We start from the raw sequence: 15,329 nt of genomic DNA, 5'->3' as shown, positions 1-15,329 counted from the left end.
CCGAGCCCGGTCGGCGTCGCCGTGCGGGCGGAGGCGGCCCCCATGGGGCCGGACCGCCCCCGAGGACCGGCGCGGCTCCGGTGGTGCGGCTCCGTTCCGAGCCTTCTCCCGCCCCCGGAGGGATCAGCTCAGCCCTTGCCCGCCGCGTACCTCCCCAGGAACAGCGCCTCGGTGAGCGAGAGCTTCTCCAACTCCCGCGGGGAGACACTCTCGTTGACCGCGTGGATCTGCGCCTCCGGCTCACTCAGCCCGATCAGCAGGATCTCCGCGTCCGGATAGAGCGAGGCGAGCGTGTTGCACAGCGGGATCGAGCCGCCCTGCCCCGCGATGGCCATCTCCTGGCCGTCGTACGCCGTGCGCATGGCCTCGCGCATCGCCGCGTACGCCGGGCTCGCGGTGTCCGCCCGGAACGGCTGGCCCTGGCCGATCTGCTCCACCGCGACCCGCGCGCCCCACGGCGCGGCGGCCTCGAGGTGCGCGGCCAGCAGCCGGTTCGCGTCGGCCGCGTCCACGCCCGGCGGCACCCGCAGGCTGACCAGCGCCCGCGCACTCGCCTGGACGGACGGGGTCGCGCCGACGACCGGTGGACAGTCGATGCCGAGCACGGTGACCGCGGGGCGCGCCCAGATCCGGTCGGCGACCGTGCCCGAGCCGATCAGGTCGACCCCGTCGAGCACCTTGGCGTCCTTACGGAAGCCCTCTTCCGGATACTGGAGGCCCTCCCACGCCGCGTCCGCCATAAGGCCGGTGACCGTCGTCGTGCCGTCCTCGGCGCGCAGCGAGTCCAGCATGCGGATCAGCGCGGCCAGCGCGTCCGGGGCCGCCCCGCCGAACTGGCCGGAGTGCAGATTGCCTTCCAGGGTGTCCACCGAGACCCGCAGCAGCGTCATACCGCGCAGCGTCGCGGTGACCGTCGGCAGCCCCACCCGGAAGTTGCCCGCGTCGCCGATGACGATCGCGTCGGCCGCCAGCAGCTCGGGATGCGCCTCCGCGTAGCGCTCCAGACCGCCCGTGCCCTGCTCCTCCGAACCCTCCACGATCACCTTGACGTTGACCGGGACGCCGCCGTGCTCCTTGAGCGCGCGCAGCGCGGTGAGGTGCATGATCAGGCCACCCTTGCAGTCTGCGGTGCCGCGTCCGTACCAGCGGCCGTCGCGCTCGGTCAGCTCGAAGGGCGGGGTGAGCCAGGCGTCCTCGCCGAGCGGCGGCTGTACGTCGTAGTGCGCGTAGAGCAGGACCGTCGGGGCATCGGTGGCGGGGCCGGGCAGAAAGCCGTAGACGGACTGGGTGCCGTCGGGGGTGTCCAGCAGCGCCACGTCCTCGAACCCCTCGGCGCGCAGCGCGTCCGCGATCCACGCCGCGGCGGCCTCGCACTCGCTCCGGGGGAACTGCGCCGGGTCCGCGACCGACCTGAAGGCCACCAGCTCGGCCAGTTCGGCTCTGGCGCGGGGCTGCAGGGCGGCGACGGTGGCGGCGAGGGCCTGTTCCATGGGGGAACGCTCCTGGGATGCGCGGCGTTGGCACTTATGTACGGCTTGAGTCCGTGCGGCCGATCATCCCACAGCGGGTTCGCGTGCCGGTGCGCCGTAGGATGCCCGGTAGGCGCATCAGGTCGGTCGATTGGGAGCGGATCCACACGTGAGCAGCGACAACGCAGCCCCGGACAATGAGACGGTATGGGACGTCGTGGTGGTGGGCGCGGGCCCTGCGGGCGCCTCCGCGGCGTATGCCGCCGCCTGCTCCGGGCGCCGGGTGCTGCTGCTGGAGAAGGCCGAGCTGCCGCGCTACAAGACGTGCGGCGGCGGCATCATCGGTCCCTCGCGCGAGGCGCTGCCGCCCGGATTCGAACTGCCGCTGCGCGAGCGGGTGCACGCGGTGACCTTCTCGATGAACGGCAGGCTGGCCCGTACCCGCCGCTCCAAGCACGCGCTCTTCGGGCTCATCAACCGGCCGGAGTTCGACGCCGGCCTCGTCGAGGCGGCCAAGGACGCGGGCGCCCGCGTCCGTACGGGCGCCGCGGTCACCCGCGTCGAGCAGCACGGCCCGTCCGTGCCCGACCGGCGCACGGTCGCCGTCGTGCTCGCGGACGGCGAGACGGTGCTGGCGCGGGCGGTGGTCGGCGCCGATGGCAGCGCCAGTCGGATAGGGGCGCATGTCGGGGTGAAGCTCGACCAGGTCGACCTGGGCCTGGAGGCGGAGATCCCGGTTCCGCAGACGGTCGCGGAGGACTGGGCGGGCCGGGTGCTCATCGACTGGGGCCCGCTGCCGGGCAGTTACGGCTGGGTGTTCCCCAAGGGTGACACGCTGACCGTCGGCGTCATCTCGGCGCGCGGCGAGGGCGCCGGGACCAAGCGCTATCTGGAGGACTTCATCGCCCGGCTCGGCCTCGCCGGCTTCGAGCCGAGCATCTCCTCCGGCCATCTGACCCGCTGCCGCTCGGACGATTCGCCGCTGTCGCGCGGCCGGGTGCTGGTGTGCGGCGACGCGGCCGGGCTGCTGGAGCCGTGGACGCGTGAGGGGATCTCCTTCGCGCTGCGCTCGGGCCGGCTCGCGGGGGAGTGGGCGGTGCGGATCGCCGAGGCGCACGACGCGGTCGACGCCCGCCGCCAGGCCCTGAACTACGCCTTCGCGATCAAGGCGGGGCTGGGCGTGGAGATGGGCGTCGGGCGGCGGCTGTACGCGGCGTTCGCCCGCCGCCCCGGGGTCTTCCACGCGGCGATCACCGGCTTCCGCCCGGCGTGGCGGGCCTTCACGAAGATCACCCGCGGCACCACGACCCTGGGCGACCTCGTCCGCACCCATCCGGCGGCCCGCCGGGCCCTGGCGGCGATGGACCGGGGGTAGACGCCCCATCGGCGCCGGAGCCTCCGGCGCCACCGCTCACCCGTCCGTCGCCGTGATGCGGAACACCGGATGCATCGGTGCGATCCGGGCGAGCTCGCCCTCGGGGGACCTGGCGGTCACGCCGTCGAAGAACGCGCCGACCTCCCAGCCCCAGCGCACCAGATAGGCACGGAGCACCGCCGCCTTCTCCTCGCCCTCGGGGAGCTCGGCGGCGGTGAACGGCTGGGTCCTGCGCCCCTTGCGCAGCCGTCCGCCGCCCGCCGCCCGCATGTTCCGCACCCACTGCGCGTTCCCGCGCGCCGACACCAGATAGCGCTCGCCGTCCAGCGTCAGCGGGTTGACCGGGACGCGCCGCCACTCGCCGCTCGAGCGGCCGAGCACCGACAGCTCGGCGGTGCCGAAGAGGCTGACGCCATGCCGGGCGAGCCAGGCCACACCGCGGTGGACGGACGACTCGAAGCCGCGGGGCTTGATGGAGTGCTGTGACGGCATGGGGTCCTCCTGTGATGCGTTTGAGAGCGCTGCTCTCACTCAAGAGCAGTGTGCACCTCCGATAGCAACACTGCAAGAGCAACGCTCTCGTTCTTGGTCGGTGCTCCTCAGGGATGGCAGACTGTCCGCATGAGTGCGATCCGAGGGGCCAGGGAACGGGCCCGTACCGAAGTGACCGCCGCCATCAAGGAAGAGGCGCGCCGCCAGCTCGCGGACCAGGGCGCGGCCAAGCTGTCGCTGCGGGCCGTCGCCCGGGAGCTCGGCATGGCCTCCTCCGCCCTCTACCGCTACTTCCCCAGCCGGGACGAGCTGCTGACCGCGCTCATCGTGGACGCGTACGACGCGATCGGCGCCGCAGCCGAGCAGGCCCTCGCGCGCACGGACCCGGGCGGCGACCCCGTCGAGCGGTGGACCGCGGTCTGCCGGGCGCTCCGGGCGTGGGCGCTGGCCCACCCCCATGAGTACGCGCTCATCTACGGCTCCCCGGTGCCCGGTTACGCCGCGCCCCAGGACACCATCGCCCCCGCCTCCCGCGTCGGCCTCGCCCTGATCTCCGTCGCACGCGACGCCCACGCCGCCGGCGCCCTGCGCGTACCCGAGGAGGCGGACCTGCCGGAGGCCGTACGGGACGACGCACGGAACATCGCGGACGCGGTCGGCGCCGACCTGCCCGCCGCCGACCTGCCCGCCGCCGTGTTCGCACCGCTCGTCGCGGCCTGGGCGCAGCTCTTCGGCCTGATCAGCTTTGAGCTCTTCGGACAGTTCACCAAGGTGGTCGAGGCGCGCGAGGAGTTCTTCGGCCAGGCCGCCGCCGCGCTGGCCCGCGCCGCCGGGCTGGGCGGCGCGGCGGACCGGGGCTGAGCCCTGTCCGGCGGGATCGTCGCGGGTTACTCCGCCGGGAGTACGCCCGGCCACCGCCGCGGGCGGACGCCGCGCCGCCCGGGGCCGTCTAGCGTTACGGGTATGCGCGATTTCCCGGCCCTGCGGGCACAGTGGTGCGTCGGGCCGGACCGGCGGCGCCGGTGGCCGGCCCGCGCTCCGTGGCGCGGCGAGGGCGCCGAGCCGCCGGCCACCGCCCGGCCGCCCTGGCGCTCGTCGCTGGCCCTCGCGGTCTTCCAAGTGGTCGGAACCCAGTTCGCCGCCCATGGCCAGCCCGCCCGGGCGCATCTCGCCCCGTACGGCTACGCGCTGCTCCTCGCCGGGCCCGCGCTGCTGCTCGTACGCCACCGCCACCCCCGGATCGCCGTGTTCGGTACGGCGGCGGTGACCGCGGTCTACCTCGCCGCCGGATATCCGTACGGCCCGGTCTTCCTCAGCCTCGTCGCCGCGTGCGTGGCCGCCGTCGCCGCCGGGCAGCGGATCGCCGCCTGGAGCGCCCTCGGACTGCTCTGGCTGAGCCATCTGCTCATCGGCCACTGGCTCTACCGCCGACTCCCCCCGGCGGGCGACGGGCCCGCCGCGTGGGGGCAGGAGCTGGGGATCGCGGCCTGGGCGGTGGCGGTCGTCGCCGCGGCCGAACTCGTCCGCGTACGGCGTGAACAGTGGGCCCGCGACCGGGCCGAGCGGGCGGCCGCGGCGCGGCGCCGGGCGGACGAGGAGCGGCTGCGGATCGCCCGTGAGCTGCACGACGTGCTCGCCCACAGCATCTCGGTCATCAATGTGCAGGCGGGGGTCGGCCTCGCTCTCCTCGACCAGGACCCCGAGCAGGCCCGTACCGCGCTGACCACCATCAAGGCGGCCAGCAAGGAGGCGCTGGGCGAGGTCCGCCAGGTGCTCGACACTTTGCGGTCGTCCGGCGCCGCGCCGCGCTCGCCCGCGCCCGGTCTGGACCGTCTGGAGGAGCTGACCCAACAGGCGGCGAGCGCGGGGCTCGCGGTGCGGGTGGAGGTGGCGGGCGAACGCACCGCCCTGCCGCCCGGCACCGACCTCGCGGCCTTCCGTATCGTCCAGGAGGCGCTGACCAATATCGTCCGCCACTCCGGCTCCCGGACCGCCCGCGTCCTGCTGCGCTACGCCCCGGGCGAGCTGGAGCTGCGGGTGGACGACGACGGCCCGGCGACCGCGGACGGTCCGACGGGCGGCGGCAACGGCCTGGTCGGCATGCGCGAGCGAGCCGCCGCCCTCGGCGGCACGGTGGAGGCGGGCCCCCGCCCGGACGGCGGCTTCCGCGTCCGCGCGAGGATTCCGCTGGTGACCCGGGTGAACAGGGAGGAAGTGTGAGGAGACAACGTGATGCGCGTACTGCTCGCCGATGACCAGATCCTGGTCCGGGCCGGGTTCCGTGCCCTGCTGGCCGCCCAGCCGGATGTCGAGGTGGTCGGCGAGGCCGCCGACGGGGAGCAGGCGCTGGGTATGGTGCGCGAACAGCGCCCCGACGTCGTCCTCATGGACATCCGTATGCCGCTGCTCGACGGCCTCGCCGCGACCCGCCGGATCACCGAGGACCCGGCGCTCGGCGCGGTGAAGGTGGTCATGCTGACCACCTTCGAGCTCGACGAGTACGTCTTCGAGGCGATCCGCTCGGGCGCCTCCGGCTTTCTGGTCAAGGACACCGAGCCGGAGGAGCTGCTGCGCGCCGTGCGCGCCGTCGTCGACGGAGACGCGCTGCTGTCGCCCGGGGTCACCCGCCGCCTCATCGCCGAGTTCGCGGCCCGCTCGAAGGCGCCCGCGCCCGCGTCGGTGCTCGCCGGACTGACCGAGCGCGAGCGGGAGGTGATGGCCCTGGTCGGCATGGGCCTGTCGAACGAGGAGATCGCCCGGCGGCTCGTCGTGAGCCCGCTCACCGCCAAGACCCATGTGAGCCGGACGATGGTCAAGCTGGGCGCGCGTGACCGTGCCCAACTCGTCGTCCTCGCCTATGAGACGGGGCTGGTGCGGCCGGGCTGGCTCGGCTGACCCGGGCCGGGTATCCCGCGGTGGGGGCCCCGATCGTCAGAACAGCGCGTCGGGGCCCTCGGGCGCCCGCTCGGGTACGGCCACCGGCGCCGTCGTCACGGCGTCCGCGGTGGCGGCCGCCAGCGGCCAGCCCGCCAGCCGGCGGGCGTCCAGCAGCAGGGTCCGGCCGTCCGTCGCGGTCAGATGGATGTCCGGGCCCGCCACCGCCTCGATCCGGCCCGCCACCGTGCTCTCGGCGGCGAGCAGGATCACCCCGTGCGCGGGGCGCACCCGGTCCAGATGGAACGCCGCGTCGTGGTGCACCGGCTCGAACGCCGCGCGGGTCAGCGACTCCGGCAGGACGCCCAGGGCGCGCGCCCGCTCATGGAGCGCGGCGAGCTCGGCCGCGCGGCGCTCCAGGGGCGGCGGTGCCTCTCGGGCGCCGCGCTTGGCGGCGTAGGGGAAGCGGTCCGGGACGCCGAGCGCGGCGCCCAGCACGGCCTCCGCGCGGCGCGCGGCCATCAGCGGGCCGCGGCCGAGCAGGGCGTAGGAGAGCGCGGCCTGTTCGAGCAGCCGTGCGCCCTCGCGCTCGGCCGCGGTGATGCCGACCTTGATCAGCTCCGGGCCGAACCAGGCGAGATAGACGTCGTACGGGCGCGGATCGTCCGTGCGGGTGTCGGCGGCGACAGAGTACGAGCGGTCCAGCCGGGCGCAGTCCGGGCACTGGGCCGAGACGGCGGACGCCGAGACCTCGGCCCCGGCCGGACAGGGCGTATGCCGGGCGCCCCTGCGGACGCCGACGCACGTGCGCCGTGGTCCGGTGGTGAAGGCGAGCGGGCGGTCGGGTGCCAGCGGGGAGACCCGCTCACCGCGGACCGGATGGCGCCAGATAAGCGCGGGCCCGGAGCGGGGGTCCCAGCGCACCCCCGCGCACTGCCATGGCCCCTGCCGCCGGTCCATGGTCATTCGCGTCTCTTCCACGGGAGATACCACAGAACGTGCACGATGCGGAGGGCGAATCCGGCGGTGGCCGCGGCGGTGGCCGCTGTCAGCCAGGCCGCTTCCTGGGTCCGGCCCGGATCGCCGAAGAGCGCGGGGCTCGCGATGGCGAAGAAGAGGACGGCCGCCAGCAGACCGGCCGTGACGACGGCGAAGACGATCTCGACGGTGAGCGCGTCACGGTCGGCCTGTGAGCGGGGTCCGGTCATCTGGCATCAGCCCTCTGTCTGGTCAGCCGGTCGTGGTCCTCTCGGCCCTGTCCTGCTGTCCGTCCAGACGCTTGCGGCGCACATAGAGTTGCTTATGTACCCGCGCCACGACCGTGCCGTCCGCGGCGACCACGTCGTTCTCGAACCACGGCAGCGCCTTGCCGCCGTCCTCGGTCGCCTCGCGGATCTCCTCCAGCCGGTCCTCGGTGAGCTTGAAGTCGGCGAACACATCGCCGCGGCCGGGCGAGACGAACTCGATCTCGCCGGCCTTGTCCCACACCACGTACTCCCGGCCGAGCCGGTTCATCGTCAGCAGCATCCAGAACGGGTCGCCCATCGCGAAGAGCGAGCCGCCGAAGTGGGTCCCCACATAGTTGGTGTTGAAGCGGTGCAGCCGCAGCCGGACCCGGGCGCTGCTCCAGTCGTCGGCGAGGTGCAGCACTCGTACGCCGGCGAACAGATACGGCGGCCACCAGTTCATGGCGCGGCGCAGGGTCCGCGCGGACATCGTTCGTCGAGACATGGTGTGAAGCTAACACGACTTGTTACTCGCTGGTAACCGCAGCGGCCGGGGCCTCAGATGGCTCCCCGCTCACGCCACAGCGCGGCCAGCTCCAGATCGCCCTTACCGCTCAGCGCGGAGTGCGGCAGCCGGTTCCACAGGGCGAGGTAGAGATCGGCGACCGGCCCGCTGAGCTCGTAGTCCGCCACCCCGTCGTCATTGAGCTCGGTCCGCGGCACGCCGTCCGACACCCATACCGTCCAGACCGCGTCCTGGTCGGTGGCCCGGAAGCGGAGGGTGCGCGGGGTGTCCGTACGCAACCGGCTCCGCTCCAGGCTGTGCAAGCCGGACAGCAGCTCATCGATCCCGTCCGCAGCGAAGGCCGGGTCGAGGGGCGAAAAGTCCATGCCCGCCGCGGATTCCGCGTCCACCCGGTGGATGGCCGTCTCATGGGCCTGCCGCCGGGCCCAGAACGCCAGGGGAGCGGGCCCGGGCAGGAAGGTGAAGCACTCCACTTCCGGATCGGCTTCGGTGAGGGTCTCGACCAGCCGGCGATGGGTCTCCCGGTACCACGGCACCAGCTCGGCGTCGGCCGGCGCCGGTTCCACGGACGGCCGAACCGGGTCCGTCAGGCCCTCGCCGACGAACCGGGCGGCCCAGCTGTGTACTCGGCCGAGGTGGGACAGCAGGTCACGGACCCGCCAGTCGGGACAGGTGGGCACCGGGGCGGCCACCCCGGCCTTGGCCGCGGTGTCGGCCAGCAGCCGGCCCTCGCGGTCCACGATCTCGATCAGCTCAGCGGTCTCCATGCCGGAAGTCTGCCAGCCGCCACTGACAGCCGGGGCCCGGCGAACAAGAAAGTCCGAACAGGAAAGAGCGAACGAGAAGTTCAGCCTCCGGTCGCTCGTGTGGCGTTGCGCGTTCCGTACGCGACGATCGCCGCCACGGCCGCCAGCGCCGCGACCGTGGTGAGCGCGGCGGGCAGCGAGAACCAGTCCGCGAGAAAGCCGATCGTGGGCGGGCCGAGCAGCATTCCGCCGTAGCCGAGCGTGGAGGCCGCCGCGACCCCGCCCGGCCCGGTCAGCGCGCCCGCCCGCGCGACTGCGACCGGGAAGAGATTGGCCAGCCCGAGCCCGGTCACCGCGAAGCCGAGGAGCGCGAGCCAGATCGTCGGCGCGAGCGAGCCGAGCAGCATGCCGACCGCGGCCGTGGCGCCGCCCGTGATCAACGCCCGCGTCTGGCCGAGCCGTTCGAGCAGGGCGGTGCCGGACAGCCGGCCGACGGCCATCATCAGGGCGAAGACCGAGTAGCCCGCGGCGGCGACCCCCGCGGAGGCGTCGAGGTCCTGGTGGAGGTGGAGCGCGGCCCAGTCGGCCATCGCGCCCTCGCCGTACGCCGTGCACAGCGCGATCAGACCGAAGACGGCGACGAGCCGGCGCCCGGGGTTCGTGGCGGACGCGGACCGGGGTCCCTCCGCCGGGGGCGCACCCGCCTCGGACGGCACGGGCACCGGCAGACGGATCAGCGTCCGGCCCGCGACCGCCGCGAGCGCCAGCCCGACGGCCGCGAGCAGCACCAGATGGCGGGTGGGGGAGAGCTGGTCCGCGATCATCCCGCCCAGCCCCGCCCCGGCCATGCCGCCCAGGCTGAAGGCCGCGTGGAAGCCGGGCATGACGGGGCGGCGGAGCGCGGCGATGAGGTCGACGGCCGCACTGTTCATGGCGACATTGAGCGCGCCGAACCCCGTGCCGAAGACGAGCAGCACCAGGCCGAGGGCCGGTGCGGAGTGGGCCAGTGGAGGCAGCGCGACGCTGAGCGAGAACAGCATCCCGGCCGCCACCGTCGTCGGATGGCTGCCGAAGCGGCGGCAGAGCCGTCCGGTGGCCATCATGGTGGCCACCCCGCCCGCGGACACGCCGAGCAGAGCCAGCCCGAGCGCACCGGCGGAGGCGTCGGTCTGGTCCTTGATCGCGGGAATACGGGCTACCCACCCGGCGAACACAAAGCCGTCGAGGGCGAAGAAGGCGGTGATGGCGGCACGGAGTTGGGTGAGGTCGCGATCCATGGCGCCGGAGCGCCGCCTCCCCGGAATGGCCGTCCGTGTTTTGTTTGGCGTCGGCACAAAGTGAGAATAGGGGCGTGACCCAGACACGGACAAGGCTCGAGCGCGGCCGAAGCGCTCTTGGCCCGGCACTGGAGCTCGTACACACCGGCCGAGCCCCCACCCGCGCGGTGCTCACAGCCGAACTCGGCGTGACCCGCGCGACCGCGGGCGCCGTCGCCGCCGAACTGGAGGCGCTCGGCCTGATCCAGGTCGACTCGCGGCCGCTGGGCTCCGCCGGATCGCAGGGCCGGCCCTCGCACCGGCTCACGATCGCGCCCCGCGGGCCCGTCGCGCTCGCCGCCCAGGTGCACACCGACGGATTCCGTGCCGCGCTCGTCGGGCTCGGCGGCCGGATCGTCGCCACCGCCCCCGGCTGTATGACCGTGCCCGCCGACCCGGCCCATGTCCTCGACGCGGTCGTCGAGGCCGGGGCCCAACTGCTGCGCGAGACCGGCCGCCGCTGTGTGGGCGCCGGTCTGGCCGTCCCGTCCGCGGTCGCCGAACCGGAGGGCACCGCGCTCAACCCGCTGCACATCGCGTGGCCCGCGGGCGCGCCCGTGCGCGAGCTGTTCACCCGGAGCCTGGCCGAGGCGGGCATCCGCGGCGCGGACGGAGAGCCGGTGGCGGGCCTGGCGGGCAATGACGTCAACCTCGCCGCCCTCGCCGAACACCGCCACGGCGCCGGCGGCGGCGCCCAGCACCTGCTGTGCGTCGCCACCGGGCACCGGGGCGTCGGCGGCGCGCTGGTCCTCGACGGACGGCTGCACACGGGCAGCGCGGGCCTCGCCCTCGAGCTCGGCCACCTGACGGTCAACCCCGAGGGCCCGCCCTGCCACTGCGGCAGCCGAGGCTGCCTGGACATCGAGGCCGATCCGCTCGCCTTCCTCACCGCCGCCGGACGCGAGCCGGGCCCGGAGGTCTCCCTGCTCCAGCAGGCCCGCGACCTGCTGCGCGACGAGTACGCCGCCCCCTCCGTACGGGCCGCCGCCGACCTCCTCATCGACCGCCTCGGCCTCGGCCTCGCCGGCCTCGTCAACATCCTCAACCCGGACCGCATCATTCTCGGCGGTCTGCACCGCGAGCTTCTCGAGTCCGATCCGGAGCGGTTGCGGGCGGTCGTGGCGGAGCGGAGCCTGTGGGGGCGGAGCGGGGGCGTGCCGATCCTGCCGTGCACGCTGGACCACAACAGCCTGGTGGGGGCGGCGGAGCTGGCCTGGCAGGCCGTGCTGGACGACCCGTTGGCGGCGCTGGGGGCGGCGGGGTAGCGCAGGCGAACCCGGCGGCCGTGCCTGGCCGGGGCGCCAGCTCACCGACAGGGCCCGGGCGGGGTTGACCGTGAGCATGTGGCGAACGGTGTCCGCGCCCAGGGTCAGTTCCAGCCGGGGGCGCAGTCGGTATAGCGCGCAGGACGGCCGCCCCGCCTGTCATGAGGCGGGACGGCCCGGACATCAGTGGGGTACGGCCGACCGGGCGACGGGTGCCCGCTCCCGTAGCGCGGGCGCGGGCGCCGGAGCCGGAGCGGGCGCCAGCGCGGGGGCGGGTGCGGGGGTTGCAGGCGCGGGCGCCGGGCGGGTGAGGTCCGCGCGGTGCGGCGGCGCGGTGCGGCCCGCTCCGTACGCCGCGAAGGGCGACTTGGCGGTGGAGGTGGGCTGCGGCACGGCCAGCGTGAACCATACGACCTTGCCGCTGCCGTCGTCCCGGGCATGCATTCCCCAGCTCTGGCTGACCGCCGCGACCAGCGCGAGCCCCCTGCCGTGCGTGGAGACGGGATCACAGGCGCGGAGCCGGGGCAGCCGGGGGTCCTGGTCGCGGACCGAGACGGTCAGCCGGTCCAGCATGAGGACGATCTCCACCGTGCACTGCTTGTCCGGCTCGGCATGCCGGTGCACATTGGTGAGCAGCTCGGTGACACCGAGCGCCGCCGGGTCGATGAGCGGATCCATATGCCAGTAGCGCAGTTGCGCCGACACGATTCTGCGGACCTGACCGATCCGCGACGGCAGGGCTTGCAGCTCCACCGTGCAATGCCTGCTAGGACGACTGATCACGGCTGCGACTCCCTGAAGAAGTTGGGGCTAGCCTGATTCAGATGCGGGCGACGAACACGTTCAGCAGTGGTGGCTGCTGTGCGCGACCGGTGGGCCGGTTCTCAGCGTCACCGCTCGTTGACCCTCAGTGATACTGATACTCGTCCAGGGTCGGTCCCCCCGCGCGCATGCGCAACTCGGCCGCCTCACTTCTTCTGGACATGCCCCCGAGCGGATCGGACGGCGTCGAGGAAACGGCCGGCGGCGCCGGATCCGCTGGACTTGGCCGGCGTGGCCGCGGCGTCCTGCTCACCGAGGGTGAGGCGGTAGCGGGTGCCGTTCACGGTGGCCATGGCCTGGTCGCCGTCCACGAACCACGGCTTGCTGGCGCGGACCGACTGCACCGGGGCGCTGTCGATCTCGCTGCCGTAGCTGGTCAGCAACTGGAGCCTGCCGTCCTTGATCAAGACCTGTCCGGCGCGGGTCACCGAGCGCAGAAACCGCTCGATCCGCACTCCCGTGGCGTTGAACTCGGTATCGGCCATCACGACCGCCTCCCCGGTGGCTCCGACTGGCACGCGTGCCGCTGCCTCTCATTCTCCCTGCTGCGCAGTGTGCCCGGGACGGGCCCGGGGCACCAGGGCGCACCAGGGTCCACTTAGGATCGAAATGGCCCGGGTGCGCAACCCGGGCCGGGCACGAGTACGAGGAGCGGCCTTGGACAGCACAGCGCGCGGGGGCGTCGGCACGGTCGACGTGGACCGCAGCGACCACGGCTACCGGGGGTGGCTGAAGGAGGCCGTCCGCAGGGTGCAGGCCGACGCCCAGCGTTCGGCCGATACGCATCTGCTGAGCTTCCCGCTGCCCGAGCGGTGGGGGATCGACCTCTACCTCAAGGACGAGTCGACCCACCCCACAGGGAGCCTCAAGCACCGGCTGGCCCGCTCGTTGTTCCTGTACGGGCTGTGCAACGGCTGGATCCGGCCCGGCAAGCCGGTCATCGAGGCGTCCAGCGGCTCGACCGCCGTATCCGAGGCGTACTTCGCGAAGCTGATCGGCGTGCCCTTCATCGCGGTGATGCCGCGCACGACCAGCCGGGAGAAGTGCCGCCTGATCGAATTCCATGGCGGCCAGTGCCATTTCGTGGACGACCCGCGGACGATGTACGAGGCGTCCGCGGCCCTCGCGGCGGAGTCCGGCGGCCACTACATGGACCAGTTCACCTACGCCGAACGGGCGACCGACTGGCGTGGCAACAACAACATCGCCGAGTCGATCTACCAGCAGCTCCGTCTGGAGCGCTATCCCGAACCGGCGTGGGTGGTCGCGACCGCCGGCACCGGTGGCACCTCCGCGACCCTCGCGCGCTACGTCCACTACATGCAGTACGACACCCGGGTGTGCGTCGCCGACCCCGAGAACTCATGCTTCTTCGACGGCTGGGTCCACCACGACGCGGACGCCTCCAGCGACCACGGCTCACGCATCGAGGGCATCGGCCGCCCCCGTATGGAACCCAGCTTCGTGCCCGGCGCGATCGACCGGATGATGAAGGTCCCGGACGCGGCGAGCGTCGCGGCCGTACGCGCCCTGGAGCGGGCCATCGGCCGTAAGGCGGGCGGCTCCACGGGGACCGGTCTGTGGGGCGCGCTGCGGATCGTCGCCGAGATGGTCGAGCAGGGCCGGACCGGAAGCGTGGTGACGCTGCTGTGCGATCCGGGTGACCGGTATCTGGACAAGTACTACTCGGACGCGTGGCTGGAGGAGCAGGGCCTGGACATCGAGCCGTACGCGAAGACGCTCGACATCTTCCTCACGACGGGCCACTGGCCCGACAGCTAGGCCGCCGTCAGCTGCCGGTCCAGCCTTCGCACCGCGTCGCCGAACGCCCGGCGCAGGCCCGGGCGCAGCGCCCGCACCGCGCCGCGGAGCAGCGCCGTGCCGTCCACCGCGAAGACGTACCGCACCAGCGTGCCCGGGCCCGACGGCTTCAGCGTCCACTCCTCCAGGAGCGCCCGCAGCCCCGGCGCGTTCGTTTCGTCGATCCGGTAGGCGTAGCGCTCGCACGGATCCGCCGCCATGACCGTCTCGCGGAAGCGGGTGCCGCCCTTGAGGCGGATCTCCCTGCCCTTGCCACCGTCCGTGGACCGGGCCTCGGTCACCTGCCGGTACCACCGCGGCCAGCCCTCGACATCGGCTAGGGCGTGGAACACCGCCTCCGGCGCCGCGGACGCCTCGGCGGTGAAGACGAGCCGCACCGGGGCGGTCTCGGTGTAGTCCAGCCCGACGGAACGCAGCCGGTGTGTCATGGACACACGATAACTGTCGGGCCGTCAGATGTCTGCGGCCGCGGCCGGCGCACCCGCCACCACCAGCTCCGGCAGATACTCCGAGATCTCCGCCCGCGCCTGCTCCGGCAGCCCCGGGTCCGTCACCAGCGCGTCCACCTCGTCCAGCGTCGCGAAGGAACTCAGGCCCACCATGCCCCACTTGGTGTGGTCGGCGACCACCACCACCCGCCGCGCGGCCCGCACGAAGTGGCGATTGGTCTCCGCCTCGGCCAGATTCGGCGTCGACAGGCCCGCCTCCACCGATATGCCGTGCACACTCAGGAACAGCACATCGAAGTGGAGCGAGCGCACCGCGGCGTCCGCGACCGGCCCCACCAGCGTGTCCGAGGGGGTCCGCACTCCGCCCGTGAGCACGACGGTGGCCGCCCCCGGGCGCGGACCGGGACCGCCGAGCGCCGCCGACCGCTGCGCGCTGTAGAACACATCGGCCACCCGGACCGAGTTCGTCACCACGGTCAGATCCGGAACGTCCAGCAGCTGCTGGGCCAGCGCGAAGGCCGTGGTGCCGCCCGCCAGGCCGATCGCGGTGCCCGGCGTGGCCATCGCCGCCGCCGCCTTCGCGATGTCCTCCTTGGCGCTCAGCTCAAGACCCGATTTGGCCTCGAACCCCGGCTCGTACGTGCTCGCCTCGGCGACCGGCACCGCGCCGCCGTGCACCTTCTCCACCACACCCAGCCGGGCCAGCGCGTCCAGATCGCGACGGACCGTCATGTCCGAGACATTGAGCTTGCGCGTGAGCTCGTTGACCCGCACCCCGCCACGCCGCCTGACCTCATCGAGGATCAGGGCGCGCCGCTGCTCCGCGAGGAGATTCTGGTTGTCGCTCACCCTGCCTCGTCTCCCTCCGTCCGGCCCGCGTCACCCGCGCGCTCATCTTCGCATGCGGGAAGCACACCCGATCGGAGGAGCGTCCGAGGGTCACGATTT

17 protein-coding genes are annotated in these 15,329 nt (G+C 73.5%); 6 read left to right on the top strand and 11 right to left on the bottom strand.

Going from position 1 to position 15,329, the window contains the following annotated elements; translation table 11 throughout:
- Positions 1 to 128: 128 nt before the first annotated feature.
- On the bottom strand, positions 129 to 1,490 hold the full coding sequence (locus ABZS71_RS18475; protein ID WP_356211285.1) for a dipeptidase: 1,362 nt from the start codon (positions 1,488 to 1,490) through the stop codon (positions 129 to 131).
- A 148-nt stretch (positions 1,491 to 1,638) separates the two neighbouring features.
- On the opposite strand from ABZS71_RS18475, the gene ABZS71_RS18470 reads away from it, so the two are divergent.
- On the top strand, positions 1,639 to 2,844 hold the full coding sequence (locus tag ABZS71_RS18470) for a geranylgeranyl reductase family protein (protein WP_356211283.1): 1,206 nt from the start codon (positions 1,639 to 1,641) through the stop codon (positions 2,842 to 2,844).
- 36 nt (positions 2,845 to 2,880) lie between these two features.
- Here ABZS71_RS18470 and ABZS71_RS18465 read toward each other — a convergent pair whose 3' ends face one another.
- Complete coding sequence (locus tag ABZS71_RS18465; protein WP_356211281.1) at positions 2,881 to 3,336, bottom strand: nitroreductase/quinone reductase family protein; 456 nt, start codon at positions 3,334 to 3,336, stop codon at positions 2,881 to 2,883.
- 129 nt (positions 3,337 to 3,465) lie between these two features.
- Between ABZS71_RS18465 and ABZS71_RS18460 the strand changes: the two genes are divergently transcribed.
- The 3 genes from ABZS71_RS18460 to ABZS71_RS18450 all read left to right on the top strand — a co-directional run bounded on the left by ABZS71_RS18460 (position 3,466) and on the right by ABZS71_RS18450 (position 6,231).
- Positions 3,466 to 4,197, top strand: coding sequence for a TetR/AcrR family transcriptional regulator (locus ABZS71_RS18460; RefSeq protein ID WP_356211279.1), 732 nt, complete (start codon positions 3,466 to 3,468; stop codon positions 4,195 to 4,197).
- A 102-nt stretch (positions 4,198 to 4,299) separates the two neighbouring features.
- Positions 4,300 to 5,556 carry a sensor histidine kinase gene (locus ABZS71_RS18455; protein WP_356211277.1) on the top strand — a complete coding sequence of 419 codons (1,257 nt, stop codon included), beginning with the start codon at positions 4,300 to 4,302 and terminating at the stop codon, positions 5,554 to 5,556.
- A 9-nt stretch (positions 5,557 to 5,565) separates the two neighbouring features.
- Positions 5,566 to 6,231: a response regulator transcription factor gene (locus ABZS71_RS18450; RefSeq protein ID WP_356211275.1), complete on the top strand. Its 666-nt coding sequence runs from the start codon at positions 5,566 to 5,568 to the stop codon at positions 6,229 to 6,231.
- A gap of 36 nt (positions 6,232 to 6,267) precedes the next feature.
- On the opposite strand, the gene ABZS71_RS18445 is transcribed toward ABZS71_RS18450, so the two are convergent.
- The 5 genes from ABZS71_RS18445 to ABZS71_RS18425 form a co-directional block, all read right to left on the bottom strand.
- Positions 6,268 to 7,191 carry a DUF2797 domain-containing protein gene (locus ABZS71_RS18445; protein ID WP_356211273.1) on the bottom strand — a complete coding sequence of 308 codons (924 nt, stop codon included), beginning with the start codon at positions 7,189 to 7,191 and terminating at the stop codon, positions 6,268 to 6,270.
- A complete protein-coding gene (locus ABZS71_RS18440; protein WP_355848720.1) occupies positions 7,173 to 7,418 on the bottom strand; it encodes a DUF6332 family protein in 246 nt (81 codons plus the stop codon). The genes ABZS71_RS18445 and ABZS71_RS18440 overlap by 19 nt, the downstream gene beginning before the upstream one ends.
- A gap of 22 nt (positions 7,419 to 7,440) precedes the next feature.
- A complete protein-coding gene (locus tag ABZS71_RS18435; protein ID WP_356211271.1) occupies positions 7,441 to 7,941 on the bottom strand; it encodes a DUF4442 domain-containing protein in 501 nt (166 codons plus the stop codon).
- 53 nt (positions 7,942 to 7,994) lie between these two features.
- A complete protein-coding gene (locus ABZS71_RS18430) occupies positions 7,995 to 8,729 on the bottom strand; it encodes a maleylpyruvate isomerase family mycothiol-dependent enzyme (RefSeq protein WP_356211269.1) in 735 nt (244 codons plus the stop codon).
- Between the two features lie 80 nt (positions 8,730 to 8,809).
- Positions 8,810 to 9,985 (bottom strand): MFS transporter, encoded by a 1,176-nt coding sequence (locus tag ABZS71_RS18425; protein WP_356211266.1) that lies wholly within the window; start codon positions 9,983 to 9,985, stop codon positions 8,810 to 8,812.
- A gap of 74 nt (positions 9,986 to 10,059) precedes the next feature.
- Between ABZS71_RS18425 and ABZS71_RS18420 the strand changes: the two genes are divergently transcribed.
- The gene (locus tag ABZS71_RS18420) at positions 10,060 to 11,289 is read left to right on the top strand and encodes an ROK family protein (protein ID WP_355848710.1); all 1,230 of its coding nucleotides are present in this window, start codon (positions 10,060 to 10,062) and stop codon (positions 11,287 to 11,289) included.
- Positions 11,290 to 11,472: 183 nt separating this feature from the next.
- On the opposite strand, the gene ABZS71_RS18415 is transcribed toward ABZS71_RS18420, so the two are convergent.
- Positions 11,473 to 12,072 (bottom strand): ATP-binding protein, encoded by a 600-nt coding sequence (locus tag ABZS71_RS18415; RefSeq protein WP_356211264.1) that lies wholly within the window; start codon positions 12,070 to 12,072, stop codon positions 11,473 to 11,475.
- Between the two features lie 185 nt (positions 12,073 to 12,257).
- A complete protein-coding gene (locus ABZS71_RS18410) occupies positions 12,258 to 12,596 on the bottom strand; it encodes a hypothetical protein (RefSeq protein WP_355848704.1) in 339 nt (112 codons plus the stop codon).
- 172 nt (positions 12,597 to 12,768) lie between these two features.
- Between ABZS71_RS18410 and ABZS71_RS18405 the strand changes: the two genes are divergently transcribed.
- On the top strand, positions 12,769 to 13,893 hold the full coding sequence (locus tag ABZS71_RS18405; RefSeq protein WP_355848702.1) for a PLP-dependent cysteine synthase family protein: 1,125 nt from the start codon (positions 12,769 to 12,771) through the stop codon (positions 13,891 to 13,893).
- Here ABZS71_RS18405 and ABZS71_RS18400 read toward each other — a convergent pair.
- Together ABZS71_RS18400 and ABZS71_RS18395 are read right to left on the bottom strand one after the other, a co-directional pair.
- A complete protein-coding gene (locus ABZS71_RS18400) occupies positions 13,890 to 14,360 on the bottom strand; it encodes an SRPBCC family protein (protein WP_356211459.1) in 471 nt (156 codons plus the stop codon). The genes ABZS71_RS18405 and ABZS71_RS18400 overlap by 4 nt on opposite strands.
- Positions 14,361 to 14,384: 24 nt before the next feature.
- Positions 14,385 to 15,230 (bottom strand): DeoR/GlpR family DNA-binding transcription regulator, encoded by an 846-nt coding sequence (locus ABZS71_RS18395; RefSeq protein ID WP_355848699.1) that lies wholly within the window; start codon positions 15,228 to 15,230, stop codon positions 14,385 to 14,387.
- Between the last annotated feature and the right edge of the window lie 99 nt (positions 15,231 to 15,329).

This window comes from Streptomyces sp. NPDC005393 (genome assembly GCF_040606675.1).
Classification (GTDB): Bacteria; Actinomycetota; Actinomycetes; order Streptomycetales; family Streptomycetaceae; genus Streptomyces.
Note: the sequence above shows the minus strand (reverse complement) of the source record. Positions and strands in the feature narration are given on the sequence as shown.